Source organism: Pseudoxanthomonas sp. LARHCG66 (genome assembly GCF_052871755.1).
Window position 1 is genome coordinate 236,108 of record NZ_JBIXJW010000004.1, and the last position, 20,969, is coordinate 257,076.

Annotated in this window: 20 protein-coding genes; 4 read left to right on the top strand and 16 right to left on the bottom strand. The window is 68.8% G+C overall.

The features are described from left to right. Positions 1 to 47: 47 nt before the first annotated feature. The 6 genes from ntrC to glnA form a co-directional block, all read right to left on the bottom strand. Positions 48 to 1,490 carry a nitrogen regulation protein NR(I) gene (ntrC, locus tag ACIPRS_RS13845; RefSeq protein WP_446538940.1) on the bottom strand — a complete coding sequence of 481 codons (1,443 nt, stop codon included), beginning with the start codon at positions 1,488 to 1,490 and terminating at the stop codon, positions 48 to 50. Further along, positions 1,480 to 2,532, bottom strand: coding sequence for a two-component system sensor histidine kinase NtrB (locus ACIPRS_RS13850; protein WP_337732507.1), 1,053 nt, complete (start codon positions 2,530 to 2,532; stop codon positions 1,480 to 1,482). The genes ntrC and ACIPRS_RS13850 overlap by 11 nt, the downstream gene beginning before the upstream one ends. Positions 2,533 to 2,593: 61 nt before the next feature. After that, positions 2,594 to 4,168 carry an ammonium transporter gene (locus ACIPRS_RS13855; RefSeq protein ID WP_337732508.1) on the bottom strand — a complete coding sequence of 525 codons (1,575 nt, stop codon included), beginning with the start codon at positions 4,166 to 4,168 and terminating at the stop codon, positions 2,594 to 2,596. A 15-nt stretch (positions 4,169 to 4,183) separates the two neighbouring features. Further along, positions 4,184 to 4,522, bottom strand: a complete 339-nt coding sequence (locus tag ACIPRS_RS13860) for a P-II family nitrogen regulator (RefSeq protein WP_056880236.1) — start codon at positions 4,520 to 4,522, stop codon at positions 4,184 to 4,186. A gap of 52 nt (positions 4,523 to 4,574) precedes the next feature. Then, on the bottom strand, positions 4,575 to 4,706 hold the full coding sequence (locus ACIPRS_RS13865) for a hypothetical protein (protein WP_446538941.1): 132 nt from the start codon (positions 4,704 to 4,706) through the stop codon (positions 4,575 to 4,577). 248 nt (positions 4,707 to 4,954) lie between these two features. Beyond that, positions 4,955 to 6,364: a type I glutamate--ammonia ligase gene (glnA, locus tag ACIPRS_RS13870; protein WP_337732510.1), complete on the bottom strand. Its 1,410-nt coding sequence runs from the start codon at positions 6,362 to 6,364 to the stop codon at positions 4,955 to 4,957. 214 nt (positions 6,365 to 6,578) lie between these two features. On the opposite strand from glnA, the gene ACIPRS_RS13875 reads away from it, so the two are divergent. From ACIPRS_RS13875 to ACIPRS_RS13885, 3 genes are all read left to right on the top strand, one after another. Then, entirely contained in the window at positions 6,579 to 7,376 is a 798-nt protein-coding gene (locus ACIPRS_RS13875) for an undecaprenyl-diphosphate phosphatase (RefSeq protein WP_446538942.1), read from the top strand. A 96-nt stretch (positions 7,377 to 7,472) separates the two neighbouring features. Then, the gene (locus tag ACIPRS_RS13880; protein ID WP_446538943.1) at positions 7,473 to 8,294 is read left to right on the top strand and encodes a DUF4377 domain-containing protein; all 822 of its coding nucleotides are present in this window, start codon (positions 7,473 to 7,475) and stop codon (positions 8,292 to 8,294) included. A 120-nt stretch (positions 8,295 to 8,414) separates the two neighbouring features. Beyond that, positions 8,415 to 9,848: a hypothetical protein gene (locus ACIPRS_RS13885; protein ID WP_446538944.1), complete on the top strand. Its 1,434-nt coding sequence runs from the start codon at positions 8,415 to 8,417 to the stop codon at positions 9,846 to 9,848. Here the strand turns inward: ACIPRS_RS13885 and ACIPRS_RS13890 are convergent. The 10 genes from ACIPRS_RS13890 to ACIPRS_RS13935 all read right to left on the bottom strand — a co-directional run bounded on the left by ACIPRS_RS13890 (position 9,845) and on the right by ACIPRS_RS13935 (position 19,207). Next, positions 9,845 to 10,459 carry a YbhB/YbcL family Raf kinase inhibitor-like protein gene (locus ACIPRS_RS13890; protein WP_446538945.1) on the bottom strand — a complete coding sequence of 205 codons (615 nt, stop codon included), beginning with the start codon at positions 10,457 to 10,459 and terminating at the stop codon, positions 9,845 to 9,847. The genes ACIPRS_RS13885 and ACIPRS_RS13890 overlap by 4 nt on opposite strands. Positions 10,460 to 10,490: 31 nt before the next feature. Continuing rightward, positions 10,491 to 12,560: a tetratricopeptide repeat protein gene (locus ACIPRS_RS13895; protein WP_446538946.1), complete on the bottom strand. Its 2,070-nt coding sequence runs from the start codon at positions 12,558 to 12,560 to the stop codon at positions 10,491 to 10,493. Between the two features lie 52 nt (positions 12,561 to 12,612). Then, positions 12,613 to 13,602 (bottom strand): YheT family hydrolase, encoded by a 990-nt coding sequence (locus tag ACIPRS_RS13900; RefSeq protein ID WP_446539107.1) that lies wholly within the window; start codon positions 13,600 to 13,602, stop codon positions 12,613 to 12,615. A gap of 93 nt (positions 13,603 to 13,695) precedes the next feature. Next, positions 13,696 to 14,493 (bottom strand): lysophospholipid acyltransferase family protein, encoded by a 798-nt coding sequence (locus ACIPRS_RS13905; protein ID WP_192199681.1) that lies wholly within the window; start codon positions 14,491 to 14,493, stop codon positions 13,696 to 13,698. Positions 14,494 to 14,568: 75 nt separating this feature from the next. After that, entirely contained in the window at positions 14,569 to 14,880 is a 312-nt protein-coding gene (locus tag ACIPRS_RS13910) for a hypothetical protein (RefSeq protein ID WP_446538947.1), read from the bottom strand. Positions 14,881 to 14,911: 31 nt separating this feature from the next. Beyond that, positions 14,912 to 15,340, bottom strand: coding sequence for a hotdog fold thioesterase (locus ACIPRS_RS13915; RefSeq protein WP_192199679.1), 429 nt, complete (start codon positions 15,338 to 15,340; stop codon positions 14,912 to 14,914). 182 nt (positions 15,341 to 15,522) lie between these two features. After that, positions 15,523 to 17,490, bottom strand: a complete 1,968-nt coding sequence (locus ACIPRS_RS13920) for a phospholipase D family protein (RefSeq protein WP_446538948.1) — start codon at positions 17,488 to 17,490, stop codon at positions 15,523 to 15,525. Beyond that, the gene (locus ACIPRS_RS13925; RefSeq protein ID WP_337732519.1) at positions 17,487 to 18,071 is read right to left on the bottom strand and encodes a YceI family protein; all 585 of its coding nucleotides are present in this window, start codon (positions 18,069 to 18,071) and stop codon (positions 17,487 to 17,489) included. The genes ACIPRS_RS13920 and ACIPRS_RS13925 overlap by 4 nt, the downstream gene beginning before the upstream one ends. Beyond that, positions 18,068 to 18,544 (bottom strand): SixA phosphatase family protein, encoded by a 477-nt coding sequence (locus tag ACIPRS_RS13930; protein ID WP_192199678.1) that lies wholly within the window; start codon positions 18,542 to 18,544, stop codon positions 18,068 to 18,070. Before ACIPRS_RS13930 ends, ACIPRS_RS13925 begins: the two co-directional genes overlap by 4 nt. Positions 18,545 to 18,574: 30 nt before the next feature. Next, positions 18,575 to 19,207, bottom strand: coding sequence for a nucleotide-binding protein (locus ACIPRS_RS13935; protein WP_446538949.1), 633 nt, complete (start codon positions 19,205 to 19,207; stop codon positions 18,575 to 18,577). 154 nt (positions 19,208 to 19,361) lie between these two features. On the opposite strand from ACIPRS_RS13935, the gene ACIPRS_RS13940 reads away from it, so the two are divergent. Then, positions 19,362 to 20,861 carry an AAA family ATPase gene (locus tag ACIPRS_RS13940; RefSeq protein ID WP_337732520.1) on the top strand — a complete coding sequence of 500 codons (1,500 nt, stop codon included), beginning with the start codon at positions 19,362 to 19,364 and terminating at the stop codon, positions 20,859 to 20,861. Positions 20,862 to 20,969: the final 108 nt, after the last annotated feature.

A 20,969-nucleotide genomic window follows, 5' to 3' on the forward strand; every position in this document is an offset into this window, starting at 1 on the left:
CCGTAACCATCGCTACCTTCATGTTCAATGAAAGGAGCGACGCCCGCCTAGCCGCGCTTGCGACCGGGACCCAGCTTCCGCGTCACGGTGTTGCGCCCCACGCCAAGCCGCGCGGCCGCTTCGGCGCGGCGGCCGTGGGTCAGCTCCAACGCGACTTCCAGCAGCGTGCGGTCCAGCCTTTCGCGCGCCTCGGCATGCAGCGACCCCGCCCCTTCCAGCAGGCGGCGGCGCGCCCATTCGCCCAGCGCATGGTCCCATTCATCACGGGCGCCGGTTGCAGGCGCATGCAGCAGCGCGCCCTGCAGGTCGGCCGTGTTGATGACGTCGGCCGGTGCCAGTGCGGCCAGCCGCCAGCACACGTTCTCCAGTTCGCGTACGTTGCCGGGCCAGTCATGGGCCTGCAGCAGGTCCAGCGCCGGTGCACTGAAACGCTTCGGTGCGATGTCCAGTTTGCGGGTGGCCGTCGCGAGGAAGTTCTCGGCCAGTTGCGGCACATCCGCGCGCCGTTCGCGCAGGGGTGGCAGCTGCAAGCGCACCACGTTCAGACGATGCAGCAGGTCGGCGCGGAAGCGGCCTTCGGCCACCAGGCCGTCGAGGTCCTGGTGGGTGGCGGCGATGACGCGCACGTCCACGCGGATCAGTTCGCGACCGCCGACGCGGAAGAACTCGCCCTCGGCCAGTACGCGCAGCAGCCGGGTCTGCAGCGGCAGCGGCATGTCGCCGATCTCGTCGAGGAACAGCGTGCCGCCATCGGCCTGCTCGAACCGCCCGATGTGCCGCTTCTGCGCGCCCGTGAAGGCACCGGCCTCATGGCCGAACAGCTCGCTCTCCAGCAACTCCGATGGAATCGCCGCGGTGTTGAGGGCCACGAACGGTTTGCGCGAGCGCGGCGACTCATGGTGCAGCGCATGCGCGACCAGCTCCTTGCCGGTGCCGGTTTCACCGGTGATCAGCACCGACAGCGGCGCCTGCGCCAAGCGACCGATCGCGCGGAACAGCGCGCGCATGGCGGGCGTGTCGCCGATCAGCTGCGGCGTTGCCGATGCCGCTACGTCGCCATCCTGGGTCGTCCCCGCCGCCTCTTCCGCGTCCGGCAGCGTGCGCGCGGCCAGCGCCACGGCATCGTCCAGGTCGAACGGCTTGGAGAGGAATTCATGGGCGCCACCACGGAACGCGCCCGCCGTGCTGGCGACATCGGTGTAGGCCGACATCACGATGACGGGCAGCTGCGGATGCGTGGCCTTCAGCTTGTCCAGCAGCACCAGGCCGTCATCGCCCGGCATCCGCACGTCGGTGAACAGCAGGTCGGGGGCGCCGCGCGCGCCAAGTGCGTGCAATGCCGCCGCGGCGCTGTCGAAGCCGTCCACCGTGTAACCCGCGTCGCGCAAGGCGGTGGCCAGCACGAAGCGGACCGAACGGTCGTCATCGACCACCCAGATGCGGCGTGCGTCGGTGGCGCCGCCGGTGGCGGCCAGGCGATCAGTGGACATGACGTTCCTCGTCGTGGTCGTGCAGCGACTGCGGCAGCAGCAGGGTGAAGACCGTGTGGCCGGGGCGCGAACGGTAGGTCAGCGACCCACGGTGTTCGCGCGCCACCTGCTGCGACAGCGCCAGGCCCAGGCCGCTGCCTTCGGCGCGGCCGCTGACCAGCGGCAGGAACAGGTGTTCGGCGAGCTCTTCGGGCACGCCGCGGCCGTCGTCGACGATCTCCACCCGCAACGCCATCGTGTGCAGGTGGTCGTGGATGCGCGACCCGTGTTCGACCCGGGTGCGCAGGATGATGTTGGCGGCGCCCGCCTGGATGGCGTTGCGCACCAGGTTCCAGACCGCCTGGGTCAGGCGGTCGGCGTCGCCGGACAGTTCCGGCAGGCTGGGGTCGTAGTCGCGTTGCAGGCGCACCGACCAGCCACCTTCGTTTTCGGCCAGGCGCAGCACGCGCTCCAGCACGGTGTGGATGTTCAACGGCGCGTGCGGTCGCTGCGGGGACGGCGACAGCAGTTGCTCCAGCAGGGTGTTGAGGCGGTTGATCTCGGATTCGATCAGTTCGATCAGCTCGCGCTCGTCGTCGTTGTCGTTGCGATGCGCCGCCCGGCGCGCCAGCAGCTGGGCAGCGCCCTTCAGGCCGGCCAGTGGATTGCGCAGCTCGTGCGCCAGCCCCTTCAGCGCGGCGCTCAAGGCGTTGGGCAGGACCTGGGTGGGATCGAGCGCGGGGAATTCGTCCACCGGATGCGCTTCCAGCAGCCAACCCCCGCCATCCAGGCGCGACAGCCAGCCCTCGGCGAAACACGGCGACTCGCCGGGCATGCCCAGCGCCATGCGGTGCAACCGCAGGACGTCGCGATCGGTGTTGTCCAGGAACCGTGCCATGGCGTCGCCTTCGATTTCCAGGGCCGCCAGGGGTTGTCCCAGCAGGCGGCGGCTACTGACGCCCAGCCAGCGGGCGAAGGCAGGATTCACGCCGCGGATCAGGCCGTCGGCATCCGCCCAGGCCACCGGCGTGCTGAGCGCGTCGGTGGTGGGCTCGAAACGCATGCGGGAAGGGTCCGGGGACGACATTGCACCAGTTTAGTGCAAAGCCGTCCCCGGCAATCCATCAGGCCTCGTAGGCCGATTCGCCATGCGAGGTGATGTCCAGCCCCTCGCGCTCGGCGTCCTCGGAGACGCGCAGGCCGACCGTGTACTTCACGATCAGGAAGGAGACCAGGGCCACCACGCTGGACAGCACCACCGTGATCAGCACGCCCTGCGCCTGGATCCACACCTGCGAGCCGATCGAGTACTCGGCCAGGGCGGTCTCGGTGACGTAGTCCCAGATGCCCGCACCACCCAGCGACGGCGCCGCGAACACGCCGGTCAGCAGCGCGCCGGTGATGCCGCCCACGCCGTGCACGCCGAACACGTCCAGGCTGTCATCCGCGCCCAGCAGCTTCTTCAGCCCGCTGACGCCCCACAGGCACAGCACGCCGGCGATCGCGCCGATGGCCAGCGCGCCGTTCAGGCCCACCAGGCCGGCGGCCGGGGTGATGGCGACCAGACCGGCCACCGCACCCGAGGCCGCACCCAGCAGCGACGGCTTGCCCTTGGTGATCCACTCCACCAGCAGCCACGCCACCACCGCCGCAGCCGTGGCCAGGAAGGTGTTGACGAACGCGATCGCGGCCACGCCACCGGCTTCCAGCGCCGAACCGGCGTTGAAGCCGAACCAGCCCACCCACAGGATGGACGCACCGACCATGGTCAGGGTCAGGTTGTGCGGCTTGATGGCCTCGCGTCCGTAGCCCGTGCGCTTGCCGATGACGTACGCGCCCACCAGGCCGGCAATCGCCGCATTGATGTGCACGACGGTGCCGCCGGCGAAGTCCAGCGCGCCCTTGGCCCACAGGTAGCCCGACTTGGCCAGCACGCCGTCGACGGCATCGGTGCCCGTGAACGCATCCGGACCGGGGAAGAACCACACCATGTGCGCCATCGGCAGGTAGGCGAAGGTGAACCACAGCACGGTGAACAGCATCACGCCGGCAAACTTCACGCGCTCGGCGAACGCACCGACGATCAGCGCGCAGGTGATGCAGGCGAAGGCGCCCTGGAACACGAAGAACGCGAGTTCCGGGATGTAGACGCCCTTGGTGAACGTGGCACCGATGGACGAGGCGTCGAGACCCGCAGCAAGCAGCCGGTCCGTGCCACCGATGAACGCATTGCCCTCGGTGAAGGCGAAGCTGTAGCCGTACAGCGCCCACAGCACCGCGACCAGCGAGAACACCGCCAGGTTCTGGATCAGGATCGACAGCACGTTCTTCGAACGCACCAGGCCGCCATAGAACAGCGCCAGGCCCGGCAGCGTCATGAAGATCACCAGCACCGCGGACACCAGCACCCATACGGTGTCGGGCTTGCTGATGGTCGGTGCGGGAGCTTCCTCGGCAGGGGCTTCCTCGGCGGGGGCGGCGACGGCTTCAGCGGGGGCTGCAGCGACCTCCGCAGGCGCGGCGGCGGCTTCGACCGGCGCAGGCGCGGCGTCGGTGGCGGGGGCTTCGGTCGTCGGGGCGGCAGTGTCCTGTGCGGCGAGCGCCGCAGCCGACACGCCAACCGTCATCAGGCCGCACAGCGCGGCCAGGCACAACGTCTGGGCACGGGTCTTCCACCCGGAGAACAGTCGAGTCTTCATGTGGGGCTCCGAGTGTTAGAGCGCGTCCGCGCCGACTTCGCCGGTGCGGATGCGGATGACCTGGTCGATGGTGGTGACGAAGATCTTGCCGTCGCCGATCTTGCCGGTGCCGGCCGCCTGCTGGATGGCCTCGATGACGGCATCCAGTCGCTCGTCGGTGACGACGGTTTCGATCTTGATCTTGGGCAGGAAATCGACGACGTACTCGGCGCCGCGATACAGCTCGGTGTGGCCCTTCTGCCGACCGAAGCCTTTGACTTCGGTGACGGTGATGCCGGACACGCCCGCCTGCGACAAGGACTCTCGGACCTCGTCGAGCTTGAACGGCCGGATGATGGCGGTGATCAGTTTCATGCGCATACCCCGATGGTGGATGGAACCGGCCGACCGGAGCCGGCCGGCGGTTTCAGGTCACCCGTGCGCGCAGCCCCCTGGCGGCGGACACGTTGTCGGTGCGGATCGATGCATGAACCGCATCCGAGCCCACCGCGATCATTTGCGGCAGGAACGGATGACGTGGGAGGGAGCAGCGGTTCATGGACCTCTCCTGTGTTTCCCCTGGTACAGCGTTGGTGCGATCTCCGGAAATCGAAGACGGGTGGTGCCCCGGTTCCCCAACCGGTCGAAGCCATCGCGACGCGATGTCTCCAATAAGGTGCGGCGATGGCGACGGGTGGGAGGGGAGATCCGTCGCCATCGCCGCGAGAACTCAGTGCGCGACCGCTGCGTCGCGGAGGGCCGGTACCCGGCCCTCCGCATGCATGGCGATGTGCGCGTTCGACGGCATCAGCTGGCGTAGTACAGCTGGTATTCCAGCGGGTGCGTGGCCGCGCGGAACTTGGTCACTTCCTGCATCTTCAGCGCGATGTAGGCGTCGATGAAGTCGTCCGACATCACACCGCCGGCCTTGAGGAAGTCGCGGTCCTTGTCCAGCGCGTCCAGCGCCTGGTCCAGGCTGGAGCAGACCTGCGGGATGTTCTTCTCTTCTTCCGGCGGCAGGTCGTACAGGTCCTTGTCGGAAGGCGCACCGGGGTCGATCTGGTTCTTGATGCCGTCCAGGCCGGCCATCATCAGCGCGGTGAAGGTCAGGTAGCCGGACTGCAGCGGATCGGGGAAGCGGATCTCGATGCGGCGCGCCTTTGGGTTGGCCACCCACGGGATGCGGCACGACGCCGAACGGTTGCGCGCCGAGTAGGCCAGCATCACCGGCGCTTCGAAGCCCGGCACCAGGCGCTTGTAGCTGTTGGTGCCCGAGTTGGCGAACGCGTTGATCGCCTTGGCGTGCTTGAAGATGCCGCCGATGTACCACAGCGCCATCTGCGACAGACCGCCGTAGCCGTCGCCGGAGAACAGGTTCTGGCCGCCCTTGGCCAGCGACTGGTGCACGTGCATGCCGCTGCCGTTGTCGCCGACGATCGGCTTCGGCATGAAGGTCACGGTCTTGCCGTTGCGATGGGCCACGTTGCGCACCACGTACTTCATGCGCTGCAGTTCGTCGGCCTTCTGCACCAGCGTGTTGAACTTGGCGCCGATCTCGCACTGGCCGGCGGTGGCGACTTCGTGGTGGTGCACTTCGACTTCGATGCCGACCTGCTCCAGCGTCTTGCACATCTCGGCACGCAGGTCGTGCAGCGAGTCGGTCGGCGGCACCGGGAAGTAACCGCCCTTGATGCCCGGGCGGTAGCCGCTGTTGGCGCCGTCGTAGCTCTTGCCGCTGTTCCAGGCGCCTTCCTCGGAATTGATCTTGAAGAAGGTGTTGCCCATGTCGTTGGCGAACTGCACCGAGTCGAAGATGAAGAACTCGGGTTCCGGACCGAAGAACGCCACGTCGGCGACGCCGCTGGCCTTCAGGTGGGCCTCGGCGCGCTTGGCGATGCCGCGCGGATCGCGCGTGTAGCCCTGCATGGTGGCCGGGTCGAGGATGTCGCAGACCAGCACCAGGGTCGGGTCGGCGTAGAACGGATCGAGGTAGGCGGTGCTCGGGTCGGGCAGGAGCACCATGTCGGACTCGTTGATGCCCTTCCAGCCCGAGATCGATGAGCCGTCGAACATCTTGCCGTCTTCGAACAGGGACGCATCCACGATGCTGACGGGGAAGGTGACGTGCTGCTCGACACCGCGCATGTCGACGAAGCGCAGGTCGACGAACTCGACCTTGTGGTCCTTGATCAGCTTCTCAACGTTGTCCAGGGACATCTTTGGAACCTCGGGTTGGATAAGGGTTGTGCCAACACACAGCAATCCCCGTGCCAACCCCGATATCGCGCCAAGTCACTGATTCACATGAAGGTCGTTGACAAACCCATTACGCGAAATCCCTTTTTTGGTGCGCTCTGGATTCGTAATGAACCAACGCGGTGCGTTGCGGTTTCCACTATTCTTTGCCGCCCTTCTCGCTTTCCACGCCCCGATGACCGACCTGCTCGCCGCGCTGCTGCTCGGCATCCTCGAAGGCCTGACCGAATTCCTGCCCATCTCGAGCACGGGCCATCTGCTCATCGCGCAACACTGGCTGGGCGAGCGCTCGGACTTCTTCAACATCGTCATCCAGGCCGGCGCGATCCTGGCCACCACGCTGGTGTTCCGCCGCCGGATCTGGGAACTGACGACCGGCTGCTGGCGCGATGCCGAAGCCCGCGACTACTCCATGAAGCTGGCGGCCGCCTTCCTGGTCACCGCGCTGGTCGGCCTGCCCGTGCGCCTGGCCGGCTGGGAACTGCCGGAGACCGTCACTCCGGTCGCGTGGGCGCTGATCCTGGGCGGCGTGTGGATGCTGCTCGCCGAGCACTTCGCCGAAAAACGCGGCGATGTGGCGACGATCACGTGGAAGATGGCGATCCTGGTGGGTCTGGCGCAGGTAGTGGCCGGCGTGTTCCCCGGCACCTCGCGCTCGGCGGCGGCGATCTTCATGGCCATGCTGGCTGGCACCAGCCGGCGTTCGTCGGCGGCGGAGTTCGTCTTCCTGCTGGGTATTCCCACCATGTTCGCCGCCAGTGGCTACGCCTTCCTGGAACTGGTGAAGGACGACGCGCTGGGCAGCGAGAACTGGGGCGAAGTCGCGCTCGCATTCGTCGCCGCCACCGCCACCGGCTTCGTGGTGGTGAAGTGGCTGCTCGGCTTCATCAAGGCGCACCGGTTCACCGGCTTCGCGATCTACCGCATCGTGCTGGGCGCGCTGCTGCTGTTGCTGATGCCCGTGGGCAGCTGATCCGCCGCGCTCCCTGCAATCAAGCGCGATGCCCGGCCTTCACCCCATTCCAACCTGTCGCGCGTTTGCATTGGGCCACCTTCGACGGAGAACGCCATGAAACGACTGCTGCTGCTTGCCTTACCACTGGCCCTTGCGGGCTGCCCCAAGCCGGCGGAACAGGCCGACACGCCCACGCCCACCGTGGCCGCCACCCCGGATACACCGGTTGCCGCATCGGTCGACGCGGCTGCCTTGCTGTCCCAGCACCACTGGCAACTCATGGACGCCACCGACGCCCAGGGCAAACGCATCGACGCCTTGTTCGCACGCGCCGACAAGCCGGTGCAACTCGACTTCAAGGAGGGGCGACTCGGTGTGGCCAACACCTGCAACCGCATGGGGGGAACCTACACACTGTCGGATACCAGCCTCACCATCGGTCGCCTGGTGTCCACCATGATGGCCTGCACGGACAACGCACTGATGGCGCTGGACCAGGAAGTCGGCAAGCGCCTCGAAGGGACGCTGAAGGTGGCGGCGACGCAGGACGGCGTCACCCAGCTGGCACTCACGACGGCGACGGGCGACAAGCTCCTGTTCGCGGGCAATCCCACCGCCGAAACCCGCTACGGCGGTCCCGGCGAGCGCGTGTTCCTGGAAGTCGCATCGGAAACGAAGCCGTGCAGCCATCCGCTGATTCCCGACAAGCAATGCCTGCAGGTGCGCGAGATCCAGTACGACGACAAGGGACTGAAGGTCGGCATGCCCGGTGAATTCCAGCACTTCCACGACAGCATCGAGGGTTATACCCACGAGCCGGGCGTGCGCAACGTGCTGCGCGTGGACCGCTACACCGTGAAGAATCCGCCTGCCGATGCGCCGCCGAAGGCGTATGTGCTGGACATGGTGGTGGAATCCGCCAGCGAGAAAAAATGACGCTTCCGTCCCCGCACGGCGCGCACGGTGGCCACGCCGCGCGCGCCGTGGCGACGTGACGCTCCGAAGGCACTGCAGCGGCCGGTATAGTGCGCCGTCACCGGACACGACGCGCGATTGATGAGCCTGCCAGCAAGGAACGCCTCTCCCCTTCCCTGGATCGCCGCTGCGCTGCTGGCGGCCTCCGCGCTGCTGATGTGGCTGCCTGCACTGCAGACCCCTTTCTGGGGCGATGACTACGCGTTCCTGCACGCGGCGCATGCCACGAATGCATCCGGCGCGCCATGGTGGTCGGATTTCTGGCCTGCGTCGCCGCCCCGATTCTGGCGACCTCTGTCGCAGGAAGGGTACTGGCGCTGGGTCGATGCCGCGTTGGGGGGCAGCGCACATGCCGCCCACGTCGTGAGCCTGGTGCTGCACCTGCTGGCCACCCTGGGCGTGGCACTGCTCGGGTTCCGCCTCGCACGCGCCTGCCAATGGCCGCACGCTGGCCGGATCGCCGCGCTGGCGGGGGCCGTCTACGGTGCATTGACCCTGCACACGCTGCCCGTGCACTGGGCCGCCGCCGCCAACAACGCGATGCTCACCCTGTTCACCACGCTGCTGCTGGCGGCATGGGTGAGCGCGCGCGACGCGAAGCACGCGACGCGCTCGGTACTGCTGGCTTCCGTTCCGCTGCTGCTCGCACTGGCGCTGCTGAGCAAGGAGTCGGCCGCCTTGACGCCGGCCCTGATGCTCATCGTCAGCGGATTCGTCGCCGCGCGCCGGCTGGACCGTGGCGAACTCGTCGCGTGGCTTGCCTGTGTCGCCGTCGTGGCGGCATGGCTGGTGCTGCGCGCGCGGTTCACCGCCAATACGGACGCGTCCTATGCCATGACCCTGGGTGGCAACGTGGTGCGCAACGCGGCCTCGTTCGTGGCGTGGCTGCTGAATGTCCCGCGCGAAGCCATGCGCATGGCGGTGGCCGGGGAGCGCATGCAGGGGCTGGCCTGGATCGCGGCGACGGCGCTGCCGATGCTCGCGGCGTGGGGCATCGCGGGCTGGCGTGGCCGCAGGCTGCTCGCAACGCGTCAATGGCTCTGCATCGCGGCGTTCGCGGTGTTCGCGTACGCGCCGTACTTCCTGTTCGCATGGAACAGCTACGAGTACTACGCGGCCATCGCCGTGGTGTTGCCGGTCATCGCGCTGGCGCGCTGCATCGCCACGGATCGCCTCGCTCCCGTGGTCGCCGTGCTGATCGCGGTGTCGTCATGGATCGCGGTGGAAGGCACGCGCCGCCTCGACCACCCCGGCCTCATCGGTCGCGCCCGCTGGGCGGAAACAACATTGCAGGCCCTCGCGCGGCAGCCGGTCGCCACGCCCTTGCACGTGCAGGTGGCGGACGAACAGCGCTTCTATGCCATCGGCCAGATGGGCCTGGCATGGCGCCTCGGCGTGGCACCGGACACCATCCACAGGGTGCGCGAATGCCCGCCTTCCGGCGCCTGCCTTGTCATCGACACCGATGGGCGCTGGCGCTTGCGGCCCGTCGCGGGCGGCGTGCAGCCGCGTTAGCCGCGCAGCGACGCATTCAACGTATAGGTGCCATGCACGGCGGCTTCGGCCAGCACATGGCCCTGCATCGCGCGCTCCACATCGCCGGCGGTGAATCGCGCCGGCAGGCCGAGCGTGGCGAGATCCAGCGCAAACAGGCGGAAGAAGTAGCGATGCATGCGCAGGTCGTTGAAGGGCGGGTACGGGCCGTCGTATCCGTAGTAGTCGCCCCCCATCTGCGCGTCACCGGCAAACCAGCCGGTGTAGTCGTTCAGGCCCTGCCGCGCACCCGCCGGCCCCGCAGGTTGCTGCTTGCCTTTGGCAGTGACGCCGTCGCTGCAGCTGCCGGCCGCGATCTCCCGCACTTCCGGCGCGATGTCGGCCATCGTCCAGTGGATGAAATGCCCGCGCGGCTGCTCGACCGGGATCTGCAGGTCGTCGCGACCAACCGTCTCCGGCACGGTGGGCACGTCGGGATCGATGCACAGCAGGGCGAAGGACTTCGTCCCGGCAGGCACGTCATCCCAGGCCAGGTGGGGATTGCGGTTCGCGGCGAATCCGTCGGGCTGGCCCATCGCGAAGCCAGCGGGGATGGGCTTCGCATTTTCGAAACTGTCGCTCCAGAGGCGCATGCATGACTCCTGCAGATGCGGGGAAAAGGGATCAGGCTTCCGGGTAACCCAGTCGCACCGCCACCGGCGTCAGCGCGGCGAACGGGCCCGCCAGCACGTCGGCATAGTGGCGCCAGTGGCCCGCCGGGAAGCGGCGCGCACCGGAAGACGGCGGCTCCGTCAGCTGCGCGCCCAGCGCCCGGCTCAGCGCCTGCGCCACGGCCGCGGCATCGTCCTTGATCGCATCCATCGCGATCAGCCGGCTCGGGAACAGGTCATGCTCGTGCACATCGGCGACCTGGTCGAACAGCTGCGCCAGCCAGCGCGCGCCGGCGTCCAGGTCGTCCAGGGCCAGCGGGGCCGGGGCACCGAATGCCAGCCAGTCGAGGAAGGCATCGCGTGGATCGCGCACCGCGATGATCAGCAGGGCCTCCGGCAAGTGCGGACGCAGGGCCAGCAGCAACGCGTTGTCCCACCACGGCAGCCAGTCGACGATGCCGCCATCTTCCGAGCGGGTGGCCAGCGTCTCGCGCCATCCTGCCACGCAGGCTTCGCCCGACAGCTCGCCGGACAGGAGCCGTGCCGGCGTGTGGTAGTTCTGGAAGGCGTCCACCGGCGGATTGGGCAGGAAGCGGTCACCGCGCAGGCGATGGCTGATCGCGCCCAGGACGCCGGCGATCGATTCGACCACGGTGCCCGGCGCGCCCCACAGCAGGATGGGGTACGGGCGGCCGGCGGACGACATCGGAATCGGCGCCACGTCGGGCCAGGGGCCCTGGGCACCGCTCGGGGTCCACAACGGCAGGCGCGTGGGGGCCAGTTCGTGGGCCAGTGCGGCCCACGTGGCGGCGGCATCGGCATAGCGGCCGGCGCGGTCGCGGACGAACGCCTGCCAACTGCGCAGGCTGCGCTTGTGGTGCGGTTCGGTGGCCTGGTCGGCGAGTTCGCCGACGCGTGCGATCGCGGACACCGGATCGCGTTCGAACAGTGCCTCGACCAGCCGCTGCTCGGCACTCGCACGGCCCGGGTCGAGCGCAACGACCCGCCGCGCCACGGCTTCGGCCGCATCACGCTCGCCCGCCGCATCCAGCACCGACATCTGGGCCTCCATCGCGGGCACATGCTGCGGCATCGCCGACACCCAGCGCTCGACCACCGCGCGCGCCTCGGCGCTGCCCACGGGCTCGAACAACAGGCGCGCCAGCCACAGATCGTGCTCGTCCGGCGTGGTGGCCAGGGCCGCATCCAGCGTGTTGCGCGCATCATCCTGCATATCCAGGCGACGCCACGCCTCGATGATCGCCAGCACGGTGTCGCGATCGCGCGGCTGTCCGGCCAGGGCGATCCGCAGCGAGGCCAGCGCTTCCTCGTCCTGTCCTGCGGCAAGGCGCAGGTGGCCGATGTAGCGGTGCAGCGCGGGCGCGTTGTTGCGCGCCACCAGCGGGACCAGTTCGTCGGCGGCATCGGCGGGACGCCCCTGCCGGCGGATCAGGTCCGCGATCAGGCTGCGCAGGCTGTCCGCGCCCGGCGTCCGCTCCACCACGCCACGGAACGCCTGTTCGGCGAACGCCCAGTGTCCGAGCGCCATGTGGATGAAGCCGAGCGAATAGCGCAACTGCACTTCCTCGGGTGCCACCTGCAATGCCGCACTCACGATCTTCAGGGCCGTGTCGGCATCGCCGCGACGCAAGGTCACCATGCCTTCGACGGCGGCAAGCTGCGGATGATCCGGTGACACGCGCGCGGCCAGGCGGTTCAGGCGTTCGGCTTCGTCCAGGTCGCCGCGACCCAACGCCAGCTGTGCCTGCACCAGGTATGCGGTGAACTGGTTGGGATCCAGCCCGGTGGCCTGGGCCAGCGATGCCTGCGCCTCGTCGGGACGCCGGCTGCCCACCAGCACGCCCGCACGGGCCAAGTGCAGGTCGGCGTTGTCCGGCGCCAGGGCAATGGCGCGGTCGATGCTGGCCAGGGCGGCGTCGGGCTGGCCGCTCTGCAGCTGGGCGGCGGACAGCCAGCGCAACGCCTGGGCGTCGTCGGGGCGTTTTGCCACCAGCGCTTGCGCGGCGGTCAGGGCATCGGCCACTGCGCCGCGGCGAAGGGCATCGAGGATCGGGTCGTACATGGAGAACTACCAGGATTCGGGCAAACGCCGATTGTACCGGCCGTTCCCCGGCTCAGGCGGTGCCGCCGGCCAGGCGTTCGGCCACCCAGCGCTCGGCGTAGCCGTCGCAGGCGGCGTTCTCGATGAAGGCGCAGTGCCCGCCCCAGGGGGCGATCTCCAGCGTGGCCTGCGCCGGCAGCGCCCAGTCGCGGAAGGTCTCGAACGGGATCACCGGATCGTCCTCGGCCATCAGGATGTGCGCGGGCACGGTCAGCCCCGCCAGGCGGCCACCGGCGATGGCGTAGCCGTCGAAGTAGTCCTCGAGCGTGCCGAAGGCCGTGTGCCGCTGCACCAGCCAGTCGGTCAGCGCGCGGATGTCCAGCGCCAGCACGGTGTCGTCGAAGTCATGCCGCTGCGGGAACAGGCTGCGCTTGCGTTCGAGCGAACGGCGCCATTTGCGCGCGAAGTACCAGTCGTACAGCGGCAGGCCATTCTCGATGCGGTCCATCGTCGTGGCCGGATCCAGCAGCGGGCAGACCGCCGCCACGTGTGCCAGCGCCAGTCCCGCCTCCGGTGCGCGCAGTGCCAGCCGCAGCGCGAAGTTGCCGCCCAGCGAATAGCCCGCCACCCGCATCGGCACATCGCCGGCGAACCGCCGCGACACGTCGAGCGCCGCGTGCACCACTTCATCCAGGCGGTTGGAGTGGAACAGGTCTTCGTTGAGGTGGTGGGTATCGCCGTGGTCGCGGAAGTTCAGCCGGAACACGTCGAACCCGCGCGCCAGCAGCTGCGCGGCGGTCAGGCGCATGTAGCTGGAATCGGCACTGCCTTCCCAACCATGCAGCAGCAGCACCAGGCCGCGCGGACTCTGTCCGGACATCCGGCTCAGGAACCCCTGCAGGCGCACGCCATCGCCTCCATCCACGATGTGCTCCACCGTCACCGCACCACTGCCCGCCAGCGCGCGCAGCCCGCGACGGCGGCGCAGTGCGCTCGAACCCAGCACCGATTGCAGGTGCGGATTGCGCAGCCAGCGTGGCGGGCGGTAGTCGGCGGCAGTGATCATGGGGGCATCGCAGCGGTGTCGGGACGAGGGTGGCACCGCAGTGTGGAGTATTCCTTCGATTCCGTCGCGATGCCGGCCGAACGCATCCGCTCAGGCTTCCGACATCGCCTGCACGATGCGCTCGCGCGACAGCTCGGCGATGCGGCGGCGCCCTTCCACATCGGCGATCCGGATCGGCTCCAGGAAACAGATGTCGGCCGTGCGGGCCGGCTCACCCAGCAGGCGCACGAAGTTGGCGAAGAAGCTCTCCTTCGGCCCGAACGCCACCACCGGCTGCGCACTGCCGCGCGCACCGTAGCGCAGCGCCACCGGCTGCACCGGCACGCCGGCTTCCACCGCCGCCAGGAAAATGCGCGCGTGGAACGGGCCCACCGACCGGCCGTCGCGGGTACGTCCTTCCGGGAACACACCTACCGGACGGCCCTCGCGAAGGCGCTGCATCATGGCCTGCAGCACGCCGCCCAGCGACTCCTGGCTGCCGCGCTGGTGGAAGATGGTGTGGCCCTGCGCCGCCAGCCAGCCGACCACCGGCCAACCGCGGATCTCATGCTTGGCGACGAATCCCATCATGCGCTGGCTGTGCAGCGCTTCGATGTCGATCCAGCTGACGTGGTTGGCCACGAACATCGTGGCGCCGGGGAGCGGCGTGCCCACGCGACGCAGGCGGAACCCGAAGATGCGCATCAGCCCGCTGGACCACCAGCGCACCGCCACCTCGCCCACGCTCTCGTCGCCCACCCGCACCCAGGCCAGCAGTGGCGACAGGCACAGCAGGATGATCGGCAGGAAGACCAGCAGGTGGACCAGCAGCAACGGCACGCGGTAGAGGTAGCGGATCGCCCGCGCCACACCGCTGCCGCCAGCAACATGAACAGGGGGCGGCGTCATCCTGTCACGATACCGGATGCGTCGCCGCAGCGGAACGTGCCATGGTCGACGGAGGTGGCAGGCGTCATGAAGATCTCAGCGCCGCATGCGTGCGGTCAGCGCCCTGCCCATCAGTGCGCCCGCCAGGAAGGACACCTGATACAGCTTGAAACGGCCATCGACCGGCAACAGGCCCAGCAGCTTTGCGGGCAGCCAGAACACCAGTGCCGTCACCACCACCCAGACCACGATGGCGAGCAGAAAGCGCGGCAGCCCGGCTGCGGTGATCCTGCGGGACGCGCGGCCGGCGACCTTGTCGAACAGCGGGGTCAGCAACGGAAGCCACGCGCACCCGGCCACGCCGCCCGCGCCGACGATCGCCAGAAAGTGCGTGTCGATCATGCCCATGTCGAGCCTGTCGTCGCTGCCACGCCGGGTCTCAGGCCTTGGGCAGGGGCACCACCGCCAGGGTCAGCCGGGACACGCAGACCAGCTTTCCTTCATCGTTCTCGATGCGGATCTCCCACAGCTGCGTGCTTCGGCCCACATGCAGCGCACGCGCCGTACCGGTCACCACGCCACCGCGCATCGCGCGCACATGGTTGGCGTTGATCTCCAGGCCCACCACCATCTCCTTGGTGATGTCCACGCACAGGTTGCCCGCCACGCTGCCCAGCGTCTCGGCCAGCGCCACCGAAGCCCCGCCATGCAGGATGCCGTAGGGCTGCACGGTGCGTGCATCGACCGGCATCGTGCCGCGCAACCAGTCCTCGCCCGCCCCGGTGATGACGATGCCGAGATGGGACACCAGCGTGTCGGCGGCGTGGGCGTTGACGGCAGCGAGATCGACGGGGGCGCGGAAAGCCATGGCGTGCAGACCAGGAGAGAAGGTGCCCGGATTCTACCCACGCCCATGTAGGAGGGGCTTCAGCCCCGATGCTTTTCCATCACCGTCCGACAGGCCCGAGGTCGACCAGGCTGCATTCGGGGGCTCTCTGTCGTCTGGTCGAAAAGCATCGGGGCTGAAGCCCCTCCTACAGACCTGCAGACCTACAGGATCGGCACCAGCCCCGCACCGAACGCGGTCAGCACGCGCGTGTACAGCCATTTCGGGCCGACATTGACCTCGGGGAAGTCGCCCACGGCCACGTAGCACCGGTGGAACGCCGGGTCCTTCGGCCCCACCGGGAGCGGGCAATCGGGGCCGGGCTGGAACTCGTAGCTGGTCGCATACCGCCACGGCCAGACGTCGAAGATCGGCAAGGACTCGGAGACCTTGCCCAGGCTGTAGTCCAGGCCGGAGAACACCGGCGGCTTGGCGCGCGGCGCGATCACCCACGCGTTGCGCGGCGACATGTCGCGGCGGATGCTGTCGGCCAGCGCCTGCGCGAAGGCAGGGTCCTGGATCACCACCGCCGCCTCGGTGTTGTAGTTCTCCGAGCGCGGATCGAAGTTGTGCGTGCCGATCACCGCCGTGCCGCCGTCGATGACCATCGATTTCGCGTGCAGGCCCATGCGCACACCGGCACGCTTCAACGGCAGCGGCTCGGAACCGGCGCCGCTGCTCAGGAACGACGGCCGCGATTCGGTACGCTGCAGGCGACGCGTGGTCTCGCCCTCGGAGCCGGCCGACGGCCCGATGGATCCCGACGGCCCGCGAACGCGCCCGCTGCCGCCGCTGCCACCGGTACCGCTTGTGGAGGTCGCCAGCGGCGGCCCTTCCGGCATCAGCGCGGCGTAGTCCACCGGCGCGTCTTCCGGAAACGGCTTGTACTCGTGGATCTGGAAACCGAACTCGCGCAGGTAGCGGCGCTTGTACTTGAACGACATCGAATAGACGACCGGGTTGTCGGTCGCGGCCAGGCTGTTGGTCGACACCAGCACGCGCGGCGGTGGCTGGCGTTCGCGCATTTCGCGGAACATCGCCTGCGCCTGCTTCGACATCACCAGGTACGGCGTCTGCAGCAGCACTTCCGACTGCGCGCTGCGGATCAGCGCTTCCAGTTCCGGCGCGGCGGGCGCATCGTCGTCGCGGCGCTCGCGGCGGTGCTTCTGCGGCAGGTCGGCGATGTAGCGCACCGCACCGACCGGAAAGGCCACCTCCACGAAACGCGTCCGCATGACCTCCGGGTCGCTCGCCTGGCCGCTCGCGGCCTGCACGCGCTCCGGGCGCAGATAGCGCGGCACCGGCATCGCCGGCACGCCTTCGTCGAGCAGCGTGCGGCCGACATCGTTCAGGCGTTCCGCCGGCACGCTGCGCCGTGCCTCCCAGAACGCCTGGAAGTTGTCCGCCATCGCGGCCGCTTCCGGGCCGGCCACCAGCACGTCGCGGTCGCGGAAGTTGTATTCCGCGTCCCAGTCGAAATAGTCGTCCTGGTAATTGCGTCCGCCGCTGATGCCGATGCGGTCGTCCACCAGCAGCAGCTTGGTGTGCATGCGCTGGTTGAAGCGGCGGAAGCAGCACAGCACGCTGCCCGCATAGTCGAAGTAGTTCAGCTTGGCCTTGCCGAAGCTGGGGTTGTAGATGCGGATGGCGAAGTTCTCGTGCGCGCCGGACAGCGCCGCGAGAATCTCCAGGTCGGCGATGGCGGACAACTGGTCGATCAGCACCCGCACCTTCACCCCGCGCCGTGCCGCCGCCAGCAGTTCATCCAGCACCAGCCGCGCGCTGTCGTCCTTGTCGAAGATATAGGTCTGCAGGTCGATGCGCGTGCGCGCGCTGCGGATCAGGTTCAGGCGTGCCAGCAATGCATCGGAGCCCTGGTCCAGGATCACCGCGTAGTGGCGCGGTGCTTCCGGCGTGGACGCGGCGCGCGCCTGTCCGGCCAGGTCGTAGAGCGGCGACGACAGCGCGCAGGCATCGGCCTGCGTGCATTCGACCACCGAAGAACGCGCGCCTGCGGCGATGCCGGCAGCACGCTCACGCTGGCGGTCGGACAGGCTGGCGCAGGCGCTGCCCAGCAGCGCGACACACAGCACCGCGCACCGCGCGGCCAAGGCGGGGAAACGGCGGTTCACGGTGTCTTCGCACTCCGGATGCGCGCACGCAGTACGAACACCACGCGGTCACTGACCGCCAGCATCCAGTCGTCCATGTCGTAATCGCTGCGGCGCACCGCGCCCGTCGCCACCACATCGCAACCCACCGCGGGATGCGAACAGGTGGCCGGTGCCACGTCCAGGCTGCGCGGCCGGTTGATGCCCTTGATGCTCAGGTCGCCCTCCAGTTTGCCGCCGTCGTACAGCAGCATCGGGTCATACGGCTTGGAGGTGAACGTCACCACCGGGTAACGGTCGGCATCGAAGAACTTCTCGCTGCGCGCCCACTCGCTGTAGCGCGGATGCCCGGCGATCTCCACCTCGCGCGTGTACATGCGCAGGCGGACCTGCTGGCGGCCATCGGGCAGGTGTTCCACCGAGCCCTCGTAACGCTGGAACACGCCATCCAGCACCTGCCCCCAGCGCGTGCGCAGTTCGAACCCCAGGCGCGTGTGCGAGGGGTCGAAATCGTTGCGTCCATCGGCCAGGGCAGGCGTTGCCAGCAACGCGCCCAGCCCCAGCGCGGCCAGCCGCATGATCCCCGGGACTGCCTGTGTCATGGCCACCAGAAAGCGGAAAGCTGCGCCACTCCCGGCTCGATCGCGGTGTCCACCGGCAGCGTCAGCACCACCACGCCGGCCGGCGGCATGCCGCGGTATTCGCTGGTCACGCCGGAGTACATCAGTGCAGCCAGCTGCTCGAAGCCGGGGTTGTGGCCCACCATCAGCAGGCGCTCGGCTTCACGGTGCTGGTCGGCCAGGTCGGCCAGCGTGCCCGGCGTGGCTTCGTAGATGCGCTCCTCCAGCCGCTGCTCCACGTACCCGACGGCACCCAGCACCGCCTCCAGCGTTTCGCGGGCCCGGCGTGCGGGCGAGCACAGCACCCGATCCGGCACCAGGCCCTTGTCCTGCAACCAGCGCGCGGCGGCCTCGGCTTCGGCCAGGCCTTGTGGCGACAGGGGACGATCCAGGTCCGACTGCCCGGTGGTCGCGGGTTCGGCATGGGCATGACGCAACAGGATCAGTTCACGCATGGGACAACGACTCCTTCGGGTTCGGCCTGATCAGGCCTTCTTGATCCATTTCAACAACGGTTCCCAGTCGGCCTGGTGATCGCGCACCTGGGCCGAGCGGTAGTCGAACAGGCTGCGGCCCAGGCCGGCCATCACGACATAGGCCTGGGTATCGCGCAACTGGGTGATCACGGGGTACGGCCAGGTCTTCAGCATTTCGACCGCCTGCTGCGACGCATTCGTCCACGGCTTGCTGCGGTTGACCACCAGGCCCACCGGCAGCTTGCGCTTGTGCACGCGCGGCACCTTGGCCATGGTGTTCAGGAAGCCCACCGTCGCCTCGATGTCCAGCGCCGACGGCAGCACCGGCACCACCACCGCATCGGCGTGCTCCAGGAAGCCGCCCAGGTCGTCGGCCATCGCGCCGGCGGGTGCATCGATCACCACCCGCTCCGCGTCTTCCGGCAGCCAGGCGCGCCAGGCGCGCTTGCCACTGCCATCGATCGGCAGTACGGCGGTTTCCAGCTCCGCCCGGCGCTCGGCCCAGCGGGTGGAGGAATGCTGCGGATCGGCATCCACGAGGACCGTGCGCTTGCCGTCCAGTGCGAAATGTGCGGCCAGATTGGTCGCCAGGGTGGTCTTGCCCGCGCCGCCCTTGGAGCTGGCGACCAGAATCGTCTTCATGCGCGCACCTCGTTGCTGGAGAACCCGGAGGGTACACCGGGGCAAGTTAAGCGGGAACCGGCGCGGCGAAGCGCGACCCGTTGTCGCGGGCCGGTCGGCTCCCCGTTCCCGTGCGCGCTTGCTATCGTGCCCGTCCCCACGGACCGGATGCCCCATGAACGAGCTGCAGGACCTGACCGCGCTGATCCGCGCCAACACCCCGCTGATCGTCATCGAGACCCAGGACGAAGCCCGTGTGGTCGACCTGTTCCGGCAGGCCCTGGGCCAGGTGTGGCGGGCGCTGCACCGCTGGAGCATCACCGAAGGCCTGCGCCGGCTCGACATGGACCGCGAAGACGACGCCGTCGGCCCGCCCGACGCCAGCGCCGCCCTCCAGGCGATCAAGCAGGCCGACCAGCGCGGCATCTACCTGCTGCTCGATTTCCATCCCTACCTGGGCTACGCCAGCAGCCAGCGCCAGCTGCGCGACATCATGCAGCGCCGCCACAGCCTGCCGCACGTGGTGGTGCTGGTGGGTGCGAAGATCGAACTGCCGGCCGAACTGGAAGCGCTGGCCGTGCGCTTCAACCCGCGCCTGCCCGACGGCAACGCCCTGCTGAAGATGGTGCGCGAGGAAGCCGACCACTACGCCCGCGAGCACGGCGGGCGCCGCGTGGAAGCCGATGGCGAGGCGGTCAGGCAGATCGTGCGCAACCTGCAGGGCCTGAGCCTGGTGGATGCGCGCCGCATCGCGCGGCAGCTGATCTTCGCCGACGGCGCGCTGACCGCCAGCGACCTGCCCGCGCTGAACAAGCTCAAGTTCGAGCTGCTCAACCGCAGCGGCCATCTGCACTACGAATACGACACCGCGAAGTTCGCCGAGGTCGCCGGCGCCAGCCGCCTGAAGCGCTGGATCGAGCAGCGCCGCGCGGTGTTCGTCTCCGGCAACCCGCCGCCCGGGCTGGACCTGCCCAAGGGCGTACTGCTGCTCGGCGTGCAGGGCTGCGGCAAGTCGATGCTGGCCAAGGCCACCGCCGCCGGTTTCGGCGTGCCGCTGCTGCGGCTGGACTTCGGCACGCTGTACGACAAGTACCACGGTGAAACCGAGAAGAACCTGCGCGCCGCGCTGGGCTCGGCCGAACAGCTGGCGCCCTGCGTGCTGTGGATCGACGAGATCGAGAAGGGACTGGCCAGCGGCGGCGACGAGGACGGCGGCGTCTCGCGTCGCGTGCTCGGCTACCTGCTCACGTGGATGGCGGAACGCAAGGCCGGTGCCGGCAGCGCCCAAGTCTTCCTCGTGGCCACGGCGAACCAGGTACAGGACCTGCCGCCGGAACTGCTGCGCAAGGGCCGCTTCGACGAGATCTTCTTCGTCGACCTGCCCTCGCCCGAGGCGCGCGTCGAGGTGCTGCGCGTGCACCTGGCCCGCCGCCAGCTGGATCCGGAAGTCTTCAACCTGCCCGCACTCGCCGCCGCGGCGAACGGCTTCTCCGGCGCGGAGCTGGAACAGGCCATCGTCTCCGCGCTGTACGCCGCGCATGCCGAACAGAAGCCGCTCGACACCGATCTGGTGATGCACGAGATCCGCAGCACCCGCCCGCTCTCGGTGATGATGGCCGAACAGGTGCAGGCGCTGCGCGACTGGGCGCGCGAGCGCACCGTCCCCGCCGACTGACGGCCTGTTCCGTGGCGGGAGCGGCACGGGTGGCAAGAGCGCACGCCCCGCGCCCGGCCACTGCATTCACTGGCTGCATACGCGCGCCATCGCATCATGCCGTTCCCA

Excerpts from the sequence above, each read along its gene's own strand:
- ACIPRS_RS13860 (WP_056880236.1), bottom strand. The coding sequence starts at position 4,522 with ATGAAACTGATCACCGCCATCATCCGGCCGTTCAAGCTCGACGAGGTC.
- ACIPRS_RS13940 (WP_337732520.1), top strand. The coding sequence starts at position 19,362 with ATGAACGAGCTGCAGGACCTGACCGCGCTGATCCGCGCCAACACCCCG.
- ACIPRS_RS13850 (WP_337732507.1), bottom strand. The coding sequence starts at position 2,532 with ATGCGTTTCGAGCCCACCACCGACGCGCTCAGCACGCCGGTGGCCTGG.
- ACIPRS_RS13855 (WP_337732508.1), bottom strand. The coding sequence starts at position 4,168 with ATGAAGACTCGACTGTTCTCCGGGTGGAAGACCCGTGCCCAGACGTTG.
- ACIPRS_RS13915 (WP_192199679.1), bottom strand. The coding sequence starts at position 15,340 with ATGGCTTTCCGCGCCCCCGTCGATCTCGCTGCCGTCAACGCCCACGCC.
- ACIPRS_RS13925 (WP_337732519.1), bottom strand. The coding sequence starts at position 18,071 with ATGACACAGGCAGTCCCGGGGATCATGCGGCTGGCCGCGCTGGGGCTG.
- ACIPRS_RS13935 (WP_446538949.1), bottom strand. The coding sequence starts at position 19,207 with ATGAAGACGATTCTGGTCGCCAGCTCCAAGGGCGGCGCGGGCAAGACC.
- ACIPRS_RS13930 (WP_192199678.1), bottom strand. The coding sequence starts at position 18,544 with ATGCGTGAACTGATCCTGTTGCGTCATGCCCATGCCGAACCCGCGACC.
- ACIPRS_RS13880 (WP_446538943.1), top strand. The coding sequence starts at position 7,473 with ATGAAACGACTGCTGCTGCTTGCCTTACCACTGGCCCTTGCGGGCTGC.
- ACIPRS_RS13905 (WP_192199681.1), bottom strand. The coding sequence starts at position 14,493 with ATGACGCCGCCCCCTGTTCATGTTGCTGGCGGCAGCGGTGTGGCGCGG.
- ACIPRS_RS13890 (WP_446538945.1), bottom strand. The coding sequence starts at position 10,459 with ATGCGCCTCTGGAGCGACAGTTTCGAAAATGCGAAGCCCATCCCCGCT.
- ACIPRS_RS13875 (WP_446538942.1), top strand. The coding sequence starts at position 6,579 with ATGACCGACCTGCTCGCCGCGCTGCTGCTCGGCATCCTCGAAGGCCTG.
- ntrC (WP_446538940.1), bottom strand. The coding sequence starts at position 1,490 with ATGTCCACTGATCGCCTGGCCGCCACCGGCGGCGCCACCGACGCACGC.
- ACIPRS_RS13865 (WP_446538941.1), bottom strand. The coding sequence starts at position 4,706 with ATGAACCGCTGCTCCCTCCCACGTCATCCGTTCCTGCCGCAAATGATC.
- ACIPRS_RS13910 (WP_446538947.1), bottom strand. The coding sequence starts at position 14,880 with ATGGGCATGATCGACACGCACTTTCTGGCGATCGTCGGCGCGGGCGGC.
- ACIPRS_RS13895 (WP_446538946.1), bottom strand. The coding sequence starts at position 12,560 with ATGTACGACCCGATCCTCGATGCCCTTCGCCGCGGCGCAGTGGCCGAT.
- ACIPRS_RS13885 (WP_446538944.1), top strand. The coding sequence starts at position 8,415 with ATGAGCCTGCCAGCAAGGAACGCCTCTCCCCTTCCCTGGATCGCCGCT.
- glnA (WP_337732510.1), bottom strand. The coding sequence starts at position 6,364 with ATGTCCCTGGACAACGTTGAGAAGCTGATCAAGGACCACAAGGTCGAG.